This is a genomic window from Pseudoflavonifractor sp. BSD2780061688st1 E11 (assembly GCF_005844125.1).
GTDB classification, from domain to species: domain Bacteria; phylum Bacillota; class Clostridia; order Lachnospirales; family Lachnospiraceae; genus Sellimonas; species Sellimonas catena.
This window is the reverse complement of sequence record NZ_SPHM01000010.1, coordinates 52,500-63,972: the sequence shown is the minus strand read 5'-3', so window position 1 is coordinate 63,972 and position 11,473 is coordinate 52,500. Positions and strand designations below refer to the sequence as shown.

Sequence of the window (11,473 nt, the reverse complement as noted above, 5' to 3'; positions counted from 1 at the left end):
TTCATTAAATTATTGTAAACTAAGCTTAAAAATGGTATGATAGATACATCAGGAAAAAATATTCAAAACATCTATAGGGCAAAGGAGGGGTTGTTATGGAAACATTGAACAACATCGTACTAACTATTCAAGACTATCTGTCGAACTATATCCTGATCGTAGCACTTGTAGGAGGAGGTATCTGGTTTTCCATCCGTACCGGTTTCATTCAGGTCCGTGGCTTCACGGAAGGCCTGAGACGTACATTCGGCGGATTGTTTTCCAAAAAAGGAGAAGCGGGAAAAGACGGAATGAGTTCTTTCCAGGCGCTGGCGACAGCGATTGCTGCTCAGGTAGGAACTGGTAATATTGCAGGAGCTGCGACAGCGATTGCGATCGGCGGTCCAGGTGCTGTATTCTGGATGTGGGTGGCAGCATTCCTTGGCATGGCGACGATCTACTGCGAGGCAATTATGGCACAGAAGTACAAGAAAGTCGGCAGCGACGGAATTATAACAGGAGGACCTGTTTACTACATTCGCGCAGCATTCAAAGGTACATTCGGCAGAGTACTTGCAGCGATTTTTGCGGTACTTCTGATTTTCGCACTTGGTTTCATGGGTAATGCAGTTCAGTCTAACTCTATCGCATCTTCTTTCCACACGGCATTTGGTATTCCGCAGTGGATCACAGGTGTAGTTGTAGCAGTTATTGCATTGTTCATTTTCACAGGCGGAATGAAACGTATTGCAAAAGTTACCGAGCTTATGGTTCCGCTTATGGCGGCACTTTACATTGTCGGTTCTCTGATTATTATTATCTATAACTGGAGAAATATTCCTCTGGCATTTGAGCAGATTATTGTAGGCGCATTTGCACCTGATGCTATCACAGGCGGTGCGATCGGTGCTACAGTTTCCAAGGCGATTACAAAAGGTGTTGCACGAGGACTGTTCTCCAACGAAGCCGGTATGGGTTCCACACCTCATGCACATGCGGTTGCAAAGGTAGATCATCCGGTAGAGCAGGGATTTGTGGCAATGACAGGTGTATTCATTGATACGTTTATCGTTCTTACAATGACAGCTCTCGTTATTGTAACAACTCAGGCGCTTCCGAAGTCCTATGAAGTGGTTGAAGGCGGATATTCCGCAGCAGCACTCAGCCAGTTTGCGTATTCGACTCTTTATGGAAAAGGCGGAGAGATCTTTATTGCGATCTGTATGTTCTTCTTCGCTTCCTCTACCATTATCGGATGGTACTTCTTCGGAGAAGCGAATATCAAGTATCTCTTCGGACCAAAAGCAGTTCCGGTTTATTCGGTTCTCGTTTGTGTATGCGTAGTACTTGGTTCTCTTGCACAGGTTGACCTTGTATGGAATATGGCAGACTGCTTCAACAGTATGATGGTTGTTCCTAACATTATCGCCCTCTTTGCATTGAGCGGTATGATCAAGAAGACCCACGACGATTACTTTAAAAACTTCCTGCCGAAGCATCCTGAGCTTCAGAGAAAGAAGAAAAAATAACAAAGAGCGTATCAACATGAACAAGAGAAATGGTTTATAGAAAAAAACTATGTGCAAATCGAATAAAAAGCTGGAAATCTATAAATCGATGTGGTATACTCTAAACAGAATTGTGAAAGACATATTCTGCGCATATGACAATTGAATAGTGGGATGATTTTTCCTGCGAGAGAGTTCGCAAATGAACCGCCGAAGATGCAAACCTTACAGACCAAAGGTGAAACTTTCAGGCAAAAGGATCAGGGAAAGGACCACATTCTGAATCGTGTATGACAAATATATCAGGATGACATACATAAGACAGAAGGGCGGCCTTGTATTCTGCTTCGGCGGAAGTCAGCCGTCCTTTTTTAATAGGTGGAGCCATGAAGAAGGATTATAGAATTATAACAAACAACCCGCTCGTTCGTGAAAAGCTCGGGCAGGATCATGATGTGGAGTTTTATGACTGCTCATATGAAGATGTTTTGAAAAAAGTAAAAGAAGAAGTATGTAAAGGGTACAAGCTCTTAACGCATCCGCTTTCCGGAAGTGTTAAGCCGAATGAAACACCTTACAAATCAGTAATGGTTTCCCGAAAGAGCGGCGAGACAGACCTGATGGGAATTGAAATTATCGAACGGGCCATTGCCTCCGTCAGCAAGTTTCAGTTCAAATCGGATAAATATGCACCGCAGGTTTATGAAGATTTCAGGCTGATTGATTACACATTAATATCCAGTGCACTTCCGTCGGCAGATGCCTGGTAAAAGAAAAAGGCTATAAAGTACTGGGGTACTTTGGGGCATAGATTTCATTATTTAGAAGGAGGGAATTACAGTGAGATTAGAAGTTGGACACATTTTTATCAAGGACATCCAGTTTGGCACTGAGTCTAAAATTGAAGACGGTGTTCTTTATGTATCCGAAGAAGCTGTAAAAGAAGTTGTCCTTGAGGACGAGCACATCAAAAGCGTAAAATTTGACATCGCAAGACCGGGAGAAAGCGTAAGAATCACACCGGTAAAAGACGTTATCGAACCTCGTGTAAAGGTTGAAGGACGCGGAGGAGTTTTCCCGGGAGTTATTTCCAAAGTTGACACAGTCGGCGAAGGAAAAACATACGCATTAAAGGGAATGGCTGTCGTAACAGCAGGTAAGATTGTCGGATTCCAGGAAGGTATCATCGATATGACAGGCCCGGGAGCTGACTACACACCATTCTCCAAACTGAACAACTTTGTAGTTGTATGTGAGCCGGTTGACGGAATCAAACAGCATGAATATGAAGCAGCGGTACGTTTCGCAGGTTTCCGTGTTGCTGTATATCTCGGTGAACTCGCAAGAGAACTCACACCGGATGAAACAAAAGTATATGAAACATATGGAATCAAAGAAGGAATGGAAAAACTTCCGGGACTTCCGAGAGTAGCATATGTACAGATGCTTCAGAGCCAGGGACTTCTGCATGATACATATGTATACGGCGTTGACGCAAAGAAAACACTTTCCACAATCATCAACCCGACAGAAGTAATGGACGGTGCAATCGTTTCCGGTAACTGTGTATCTGCATGTGACAAGAACCCTACATACGTACACGAAAACAACCCGGTTGTACATGACCTCTTTGAAGAACACGGCAAGACAATCAACTTCGTATGCCAGATCCTGACAAACGAAAACGTATACCTTGCTGACAAACAGCGTTCTTCTGACTGGACAGCAAAACTTTGCCGTCTTCTTGATCTGGATGCAGTTATCGTATCTCAGGAAGGATTCGGTAACCCGGATACAGACCTTATCATGAACTGTAAGAAAATTGAAGCAGAAGGCGTTAAGACTGTCATCATCACAGACGAATATGCTGGACGCGATGGAAAATCCCAGTCACTTGCTGACGCTGACGTTGCAGCAGATGCAGTTGTAACAGGCGGTAACGCAAACCAGGTAGTCGTACTTCCGAAACTTGACAAAGTAATCGGAACTCTGGATTATGTCAACACTATTGCCGGCGGTAACGAACACAGCTTACGTGAAGACGGAACAATCGAAGTTGAAATCCAGGCAATTACAGGTGCAACAAACGAAACAGGATTTGGTTACTTAAGCGCCAGATAGTGAAGGAGGAAGAAAAAGATGTTAAAAGTAGTTCATTATATCAATCAGTTCTTCGCTAATATTGGTGGAGAAGAAAAAGCTGATTACCCGGTAGAAGTTCGCGAGGGCGAAGTTGTCGGACCAGGTATGGCATTTAAACAGGCATTCGGAGAAGAAGCAGAAATCGTTGCTACTATCATCTGCGGTGACTCTTACTTCAACGAAAACCTTGACAAAGCAAAAGCAGAAATTATTGAAATCGTTAAAAAATACAACCCGGATGTATTCGTAGCAGGTCCTGCATTCAATGCCGGACGTTACGGTGTTGCCTGCGGTACAATCTGTGACGCTGTACAGGAAGAACTTGGTATTCCGGCAGTGACAGGTATGTACACAGAAAACCCTGGTGCTGATATGTTCAAAAACAAAGTTTACACAGTAGCTACAAAGAACTCTGCTGCAGGAATGAGAAAAGCAGTCGGAAGCATGGCTCCGCTTGCTCTTAAACTTGCAAAACATGAGAAGATCGGTGCTTCCTGTCAGGAAGGTTATATGCCGAACGGTGTTCGTGTAAACTTCTTCGAAGAAAAACGCGGATCCAAACGTGCCGTTGAAATGCTTCTTAAGAAGATCGCCGGCAAACCGTTTGAAACAGAGTATCCGATGCCGACATTCGACAGAGTTGCTCCGAATCCGGCTGTAAAAGATCTTTCCAAAGCAACAATTGCACTGGTTACATCCGGTGGTATTGTACCGAAGGGAAATCCGGATCATATTGAAAGCTCCAATGCTTCCAAATACGGTGAATACAGCATTGCAGGCGTAGATGATCTGACAGAAGAAACATTCGAGACAGCACATGGCGGATACGACCCGGTATACGCAAACGAAGATCCGGACCGTGTACTTCCGGTGGATGTTCTCCGTGAAATGGAAAAAGAAGGTAAGATTGGAAAACTGTATGATAAATTCTATACAACAGTTGGTAACGGAACAGCCGTTGCTTCTGCAAAAGCATTCGCTGAAGAGTTCGCTCCGAAGATGAAAGCTGACGGAGTTGACGCAGTTATCCTCACCTCTACATGAGGTACCTGTACGCGTTGCGGTGCAACGCTTGTTAAAGGCATCGAAGCTGCCGGACTTCCGGTTGTTCATGTCTGCACAGTTACACCAATCTCCATGACAGTTGGTGCAAACAGAATCGTTCCGGCTATTGCCATTCCTCATCCGCTTGGCAACCCGGCACTTGATAAAGACGAAGAATACAAACTTCGTAAAGAAATCGTAGAAAAAGCATTAAATGCTCTTACTACAGAAGTTGAAGATCAGACGATTTTCGATAAATAAGAGTCTGAAAACGCCCTCTTGATTGGCGTCATGTGGAATTCAGCGTCCGGACAGGCCTGCAGCCTTCCGGACGTAAGGATAAAGACATTATAGGAAAGAAGGAGTAAACGTTATGAGCAAAATTTATGACGTAATCATCCTGGGAGCAGGACCGGCCGGATTAGCAGCAGGCCTTTATGCCGGAAGAAGCCGCTTATCCACTCTGATCATTGAAAAAGGAAAAGACGGCGGACAGATTGCTATCACGGATGAAATTGAAAACTATCCGGGACAGATCGTGGAGGGAGAAAGCGGCCCTTCTCTGATCGCAAGAATGACAGAACAGGCTGAGAAGTTTGGCGCAGAGCGTGTGACAGACGTAATCAATGCTGTTGAACTGGATGGCGATGTGAAAAAGCTGAAGAGTGCCAAGGCAGAATATCTTGGAAAAACAGTGATCATTGCAACCGGCGCTTTTGCACGTCCGATTGGATGCAAAAACGAAAAAGAATTTATGGGAAAAGGTATTTCTTACTGCGCAACATGTGATGCCAACTTCTTTGAAGATTTTGAAGTTTTCGTAGTAGGCGGCGGAGATTCTGCTGTTGAAGAAGCGATGTATCTTACAAAATTCGCAAGAAAAGTTACAATCATCCACAGACGTGATGAACTTCGTGCAGCGAAGTCCATTCAGGAAAAGGCGTTTAAGAATGACAAACTCCATTTCTTATGGGATACCGTTGTAGAAGAAGTAAACGGTGACGGTATTCTTTCTTCCATGACAGTTAAGAACGTTAAGACTGGCGAACTTACTACAATCGAAGCAGACGAAGATGACGGAATGTTCGGTGTATTCGGATTTATCGGAACAATCCCTAATTCCAAAATTTTCGAAGGCGTGATCGACATGGATGAAAGAGGATATATCAAATCCGATGAAAACATGCATACAAACATTCCTGGCGTATTTGTGGCAGGTGATGTTCGTATCAAGAGCCTTCGTCAGGTAGTAACAGCTGCTGCAGATGGAGCAATTGCTGCTACACAGGCTGAAAAATATATCAACGAAAACGAATAAGAAGTATTAAGGAGGAGTTTAACAATGTTAGAAGTAGATAAGAAAACATTTGAACCAGAAGTTCTGCAGGCAGAAGGATACGTTCTCGTAGATTTCTTCGGAGATGGATGCGTACCTTGCCAGGCTTTAATGCCGCATGTTCATGCATATGCTGACAAATATGGCGACAAAATCAAATTTACATCTTTAAATACAACAAAAGCACGCCGTCTTGCAATCGGCCAGAAGATCCTTGGACTTCCGGTTATTGCTATCTATAAAGATGGTGAAAAAGTGGAAGAGTTAGTAAAAGATGACGCTACTCCGGAAGCAGTAGAAGAGATGGTTAAAAAATACTACGCTATGGCGTAAATTTCTTTTGCGTAATTGCCCTTTCGGGCTTTACGAGGGCATAAAGCGGTGCCCTGAATAAATATTTATCAACCAATTATTAAAATGAAGGGAAGGAGGAAAAACATCATGGCAATTTTAGAAGGTAAAAAAGTCATTATTATTGGTGACCGTGATGGTGTTCCGGGACCGGCTATCGCAGAATGCGTAAAGACAGCCGGTGGAGAAATTGTTTTTTCTTCAACAGAATGTTTCGTCTGAACGAGCGCAGGCGCAATGGATCTTGAGAATCAGAAGAGGGTTAAAGAATTCGCAGATGAATTCGGACCAGAAAACCTGGTAGTAGTACTTGGTGCTGCTGAAGGTGAAGCTGCTGGTCTTGCAGCTGAAACAGTTACTGCTGGTGACCCGACATTCGCAGGTCCATTGACAGGGGTCCAGCTTGGACTCACGACATATCACGTTTGTGAACCAGAACTGAAAGAAGAGTTTGATGAAGCGGTATACGATGAGCAGGTCGGCATGATGGAAATGGTTCTTGATGTTGACGACATCGTAGACGAAATGTCTGCAATCCGTGACGAATACTGTAAGTATTTATAGGAAAATCTGAAATACCGGATTTCGGATTCAGGAGCGGTGGGGTAAATACTTACCTCACCGCTTTTTCTACAACATAATTCCTTTTTATAACGTAAAGAAAGGTGGACACTAACAATGAACAGTGTAATTAAAGGAGCCAGCTATGTATTGGCACATACTCCTGAAATGGTAGTATATAACGGAACAACACAGACAACAGAAAGAGTTGTCAATCCGGAATCAGAATATTTAAAAGAATTAAGAGGTCATTTACGCTCTTATGAAGAATGTGTAAACTACTGGCCAAACCAGGTTTACATTGGAAACGCTACACCGGAAGAACTTTCCCAGGTTGAATTCCCTTACTATGACAAAACAAAAGAAGGAGCAGAAAGATACGGAAAATTCGGTGAAATCATGCCGGAAGAAGAGTTCCTTCTTTTAGTACAGGCTTGCGATATGTTCGAAGTTGTAAAACTTGACAAGAACTTCGTAAGCGCTCATAAAGATGCTCTGGCTGCTGACCCGATCATCACAGAGGATATCATCTCCAAGATTGAAGAAGGTTATGAGCTGGACGAAATCAAACACTATATCGAAAATGAGCATGCAGAAGGACTGTACCACAACAATGAACTTGTTGGATGTGTAAGAACAGCTCACGATATCGATGTAAACCTTTCTGCTCATGTAATGCATGAAAACCTGATGAGCAAAGCCTCCAGCGTACTTGCTCTGTTATATGCAATCCGCAATGCTGGAATCAACAAAGAAGACGTTGAGTACGTTATCGACTGTGCTGAGGAAGCATGTGGTGATATGAACCAGAGAGGCGGCGGTAACTTCGCGAAAGCTGCTGCAGAAGTAGCAGGACTTGTATCCGCAACAGGATCTGACTCCCGTGGATTCTGTGCAGGACCATCCCATGCTCTGATTGAGGCAGCTGCTCTCGTAAAATCCGGAGCATATAAAACTGTTGTTGTTACAGCAGGTGGATGTACTGCAAAACTTGGTATGAACGGTAAAGACCACGTGAAAAAAGGCCTTCCGATCCTGGAAGACTGCCTTGGAGGATTTGCGGTTGTCGTTACAGAAAACGATGGTGTAAACCCGGAAATCAATCTGGATGTTCTTGGACGTCATACAGTAGGAACCGGTTCCGCACCTCAGGCTGTTATCGGAAGTCTTGTAACAGATCCGCTTGACAGAGTAGGCTGGAAAGTAACAGATATTGACAAATTCTCACCGGAAATGCAGAATCCGGATATCACAAAACCGGCTGGAGCAGGTGATGTTCCGCTTGCAAACTACAAGATGATCGGTGCGCTTGCTGTAAAACGCGGCGATATCGACAGAAAAGCTCTTCCGGACTTCATCGCACAGCATGGTCTGACAGGATGGGCTCCGACGCAGGGACATATTCCGTCAGGTGTTCCGTACATCGGATTTGCACGTGAAGATATTCTGGAAGGAAAGATCAAGAAAGCAATGATCATCGGAAAAGGAAGTCTCTTCCTTGGACGTATGACAAACCTGTTCGATGGTGTATCTTTTGTAATCCAGGCAAATGAAGGAAACAGCGCAGAATCTGCTGTATCTGAAGAAGAAGTAAAAGGCCTGATCGCAAAAGCTATGAAAGAATTCGCTGAAACTCTGATGGCAGAATAGTGAGGTGTAGAAAATGGCAAGTAGTATTGAAAAAGTAATTGCCTCTACCTTTATGGAAATGGCACAGGGACTGGAGAGCGGCCAGTACGGCAAACGCCCGAAAATTGCTCTGACAGGAATGGGCAGCGAACACGGTGAAGAAAATTCCATGCAGGCAGCGGTGATGGCAGCAAAGCAGGGCGTAGATGTATATTACATCGGAACTCTGGAAGCAGAAGGCGTAACAACAATCAAAGTGGCTGACGATGAAGAAGGTCATAAAAAGATGGAAGATATGCTGAAAAACAAGGAGATCGACGGTGCTGTAACAATGCATTTCCCGTTCCCGATCGGCGTATCTACTGTCGGACGTGTTGTAACACCTGCTAAAGGAAAAGAAATGTTTATCGCCAATACGACAGGAACTTCCAGTACCGACCGTATTGAAGGTATGATTAAAAACGCTGTTTACGGTATAATCGCTGCAAAGGCCTGCGGAATCGCAAAGCCGACAGTCGGCATTCTGAATGTTGACGGCGCACGCCAGACAGAAAAAGCACTGAAGGAACTTCAGAGCAAAGGATATGATATCGCTTTTGCTGAATCCGGACGTGCAGACGGCGGATGTGTAATGAGAGGAAATGACGTCCTTCAGGCATCCCCGGATATCCTTGTTACAGATTCCCTGACAGGAAACATTCTTGTAAAGATGCTTTCCTCTTTCAACACAGGCGGAAGCTTCGAGGCAACAGGATATGGATACGGACCGGGAATCGGAGAAGGATACGATGAACTCGTTATGATCGTTTCCCGTGCTTCCGGTGCTCCGGTAATCGCAAATGCAATCTGCTACGCTGCAGAACTTGTACGTAACAAGGTATTTGATGTTGCAAAAGCTGAGTTCAATGCTGTAAAGAAATGCGGATATACAGAAGTACTTGCTGCATATAAGACAGCTGCAAAACCGGCTGCAGCAGAAGAGGAAGTAAAAGAGCCGCCGAAGGAAATCGTGACAGCTCAGATTGCCGGAATTGAGGTTATGGATCTTGAAGATGCAGTGCGCGCACTGTGGAAGATCGAAGTTTACGCTGAAAGCGGAATGGGATGTACAGGCCCGATCATCCGTGTATCTGAGGCAAATCTTGCAAAAGCTGAAGAAGAGCTGAAAAAAGCAGGATACATTAACTAGCCGATATACTATAATAAATCCTATACAAAACCAGCCCGGAAAAGTTTTTTCGGGCTGGTTTTCCTGTGTGGCTTGATTTTTCCCGGAAGAAATAGTATGATGTCTCATGGAACTATGATAACAGGAAAAGGACATCTAAATGGACTACAAACTCTTAATGGATACAGCAATGCTTGCCGGAAAAATGATGCTGGAAAGTGGTGCAGAAACCTACCGGGTTGAGGACACGATGCACCACATTTTAAAGACTTCCCATCTGGAGGTGGTGGAGATTCTTGTCGTCCTGACGGGAATCACAGCATGCATCAGCGGTGAAAATGTTGCCCCTGTTACTCTGATTCAGGGGATTGAAAAAAGAGGAACAAACTTAAGTGTGATTGAGCAGGTGAACCAGATCTCCAGACGATACTGCGGCGGAGGAATTGAACTTCAGGAAGCCTATGACCAGCTGAAAAGAGTAGAATCCGTTCCATATCCAAGTGCACTTGCTTTTTTTATTCCGCTTGCGGTGGCGGTTGGATTTACGATTTCACTTGGCGGTTCGCTCTATGATGTGCTGGCAACAGTGATTGTCGGCCTTGCTCTTTCAGGGGTGATGGCGGGAGCAGAAACGGCGGGAATTGACGGTTTGATTCTTGATATCGGAACGTCTTTTTGCGTAGGTCTGATGGCCGTTATTGTGAAATCTATTCTTGGAGGAGCAATTAATCTCGATACTGTCGTAATCGGATCTATCATGCCGCTTGTTCCGGGGGTTGCAATTACCAATGCTGTGCGTGACACACTGCAGGGTGACTATATATCAGGATGCGCGAGAATTCTGGAAGCATTTCTAAAGGCGGCGGCGATCGCGCTCGGGGTCGGAGTTGCATTTGCGGTATTTGGAAATGGAATCATGGGAGGAAACTTATGATTGAAATCGGAATCAAGACAATCGGGTTTTTTATTGCGGTATTTTCCTTTTCCATGCTGATTAATTCACCGAAAAAATATTTGATCTGGGCAGGGATTTCCGGAGCAGCCGCAGGATTTATCTATATGATCTGTATGGAGGCGGGATGGAACGCGGTGATATCGTCTTTCTGGTCCGCTCTGGCTGCCGGTTTGATTTCCCATATTTTTGCAAGGGCATTAAAGGCCCCGGTTACGATATTTTTGATTGGCGGAATTCTGCCGACTGTTCCGGGAAACGGTATTTATCAGATTATGAATTACGTTCTTCAAAATGACCGTTCTATGGCGAGTTTCTACCTGACTCAGACACTTGAGATTGCGGGTGCCATAGCGTTGGCAATCTTTTTGATGGATACGCTGTTTAAAGTGGTACGAAAAGGAGAATGGAAGCAGGATTCCCTCCGCTATATACAAAAAGAGGAAAGGAAGGAAGAGGAAAAATGGTAGGAAGTCTGATCGTAATTGGATTTATGACAATTATCAGCATCGCGCTGATCAACGGAAAAGCTTTGAATATGGTTCCGGGCTACCGTACCCTTCCGGATAAAGTGAAAAAAACACTTGATCCGAAGAAGGTTGGACGTAAACTTGGCATTCCTATGGCAGGCGTCGATATTGTCATGATTATTTTTTTCATCATCGTATATTTTTCAGACTCGGAAAAGCTTCAGGGATATGCTGTTTACGGTATGATGCTGCTGTTTGTTGTCAGCATTGCGATTATTGATATGATCAATATTACCGGAAAGGACAAAAAAGACAAATAAGGAAAGCAGGAGA

12 protein-coding genes and 1 riboswitch are annotated in these 11,473 nt (G+C 44.3%); all 12 genes read left to right on the top strand.

Translation table 11 applies throughout. From position 1 onward, the window contains the following. The first annotated feature begins 95 nt into the window (after nt 1-95). Complete coding sequence (locus FGQ85_RS06530; RefSeq protein ID WP_087252312.1) at nt 96-1,508, top strand: sodium:alanine symporter family protein; 1,413 nt, start codon at nt 96-98, stop codon at nt 1,506-1,508. A 153-nt stretch (nt 1,509-1,661) separates the two neighbouring features. Further along, a riboswitch (glycine riboswitch) is annotated at nt 1,662-1,761 on the top strand. Between the two features lie 112 nt (nt 1,762-1,873). Then, the gene (locus tag FGQ85_RS06525; protein WP_087167796.1) at nt 1,874-2,257 is read left to right on the top strand and encodes a GrdX family protein; all 384 of its coding nucleotides are present in this window, start codon (nt 1,874-1,876) and stop codon (nt 2,255-2,257) included. 70 nt (nt 2,258-2,327) lie between these two features. Next, a complete protein-coding gene (locus tag FGQ85_RS06520; RefSeq protein ID WP_087252313.1) occupies nt 2,328-3,608 on the top strand; it encodes a glycine/sarcosine/betaine reductase component B subunit in 1,281 nt (426 codons plus the stop codon). An 18-nt stretch (nt 3,609-3,626) separates the two neighbouring features. Further along, entirely contained in the window at nt 3,627-4,934 is a 1,308-nt protein-coding gene (gene grdB, locus FGQ85_RS06515) for a glycine reductase complex selenoprotein B (RefSeq protein ID WP_087167798.1), read from the top strand. Between the two features lie 112 nt (nt 4,935-5,046). Next, complete coding sequence (gene trxB / locus FGQ85_RS06510; protein ID WP_087252314.1) at nt 5,047-5,991, top strand: thioredoxin-disulfide reductase; 945 nt, start codon at nt 5,047-5,049, stop codon at nt 5,989-5,991. Nucleotides 5,992-6,015: 24 nt separating this feature from the next. Further along, nucleotides 6,016-6,342: a thioredoxin family protein gene (locus FGQ85_RS06505; protein WP_087167800.1), complete on the top strand. Its 327-nt coding sequence runs from the start codon at nt 6,016-6,018 to the stop codon at nt 6,340-6,342. A gap of 108 nt (nt 6,343-6,450) precedes the next feature. Continuing rightward, complete coding sequence (gene grdA, locus FGQ85_RS06500; protein ID WP_082136429.1) at nt 6,451-6,924, top strand: glycine/sarcosine/betaine reductase complex selenoprotein A; 474 nt, start codon at nt 6,451-6,453, stop codon at nt 6,922-6,924. Nucleotides 6,925-7,038: 114 nt separating this feature from the next. Next, complete coding sequence (grdC, locus tag FGQ85_RS06495; RefSeq protein WP_087167802.1) at nt 7,039-8,571, top strand: glycine/sarcosine/betaine reductase complex component C subunit beta; 1,533 nt, start codon at nt 7,039-7,041, stop codon at nt 8,569-8,571. 13 nt (nt 8,572-8,584) lie between these two features. Then, a complete protein-coding gene (gene grdD / locus FGQ85_RS06490; RefSeq protein WP_138372984.1) occupies nt 8,585-9,739 on the top strand; it encodes a glycine/sarcosine/betaine reductase complex component C subunit alpha in 1,155 nt (384 codons plus the stop codon). Between the two features lie 139 nt (nt 9,740-9,878). Further along, a complete protein-coding gene (locus tag FGQ85_RS06485) occupies nt 9,879-10,652 on the top strand; it encodes a threonine/serine exporter family protein (protein ID WP_087252316.1) in 774 nt (257 codons plus the stop codon). Further along, a complete protein-coding gene (locus tag FGQ85_RS06480; RefSeq protein WP_087252317.1) occupies nt 10,649-11,140 on the top strand; it encodes a threonine/serine exporter family protein in 492 nt (163 codons plus the stop codon). Before FGQ85_RS06485 ends, FGQ85_RS06480 begins: the two co-directional genes overlap by 4 nt. Next, nucleotides 11,134-11,460 carry a DUF3784 domain-containing protein gene (locus tag FGQ85_RS06475; protein WP_158099210.1) on the top strand — a complete coding sequence of 109 codons (327 nt, stop codon included), beginning with the start codon at nt 11,134-11,136 and terminating at the stop codon, nt 11,458-11,460. Before FGQ85_RS06480 ends, FGQ85_RS06475 begins: the two co-directional genes overlap by 7 nt. Nucleotides 11,461-11,473: the final 13 nt, after the last annotated feature.

Coding starts and splice junctions, on each gene's coding strand:
- FGQ85_RS06530 (WP_087252312.1), top strand. CDS start 96: ATGGAAACATTGAACAACATCGTACTAACTATTCAAGACTATCTGTCG.
- FGQ85_RS06525 (WP_087167796.1), top strand. CDS start 1,874: ATGAAGAAGGATTATAGAATTATAACAAACAACCCGCTCGTTCGTGAA.
- trxB (WP_087252314.1), top strand. CDS start 5,047: ATGAGCAAAATTTATGACGTAATCATCCTGGGAGCAGGACCGGCCGGA.
- FGQ85_RS06505 (WP_087167800.1), top strand. CDS start 6,016: ATGTTAGAAGTAGATAAGAAAACATTTGAACCAGAAGTTCTGCAGGCA.
- grdC (WP_087167802.1), top strand. CDS start 7,039: ATGAACAGTGTAATTAAAGGAGCCAGCTATGTATTGGCACATACTCCT.
- grdD (WP_138372984.1), top strand. CDS start 8,585: ATGGCAAGTAGTATTGAAAAAGTAATTGCCTCTACCTTTATGGAAATG.
- FGQ85_RS06485 (WP_087252316.1), top strand. CDS start 9,879: ATGGACTACAAACTCTTAATGGATACAGCAATGCTTGCCGGAAAAATG.
- FGQ85_RS06480 (WP_087252317.1), top strand. CDS start 10,649: ATGATTGAAATCGGAATCAAGACAATCGGGTTTTTTATTGCGGTATTT.
- FGQ85_RS06475 (WP_158099210.1), top strand. CDS start 11,134: ATGGTAGGAAGTCTGATCGTAATTGGATTTATGACAATTATCAGCATC.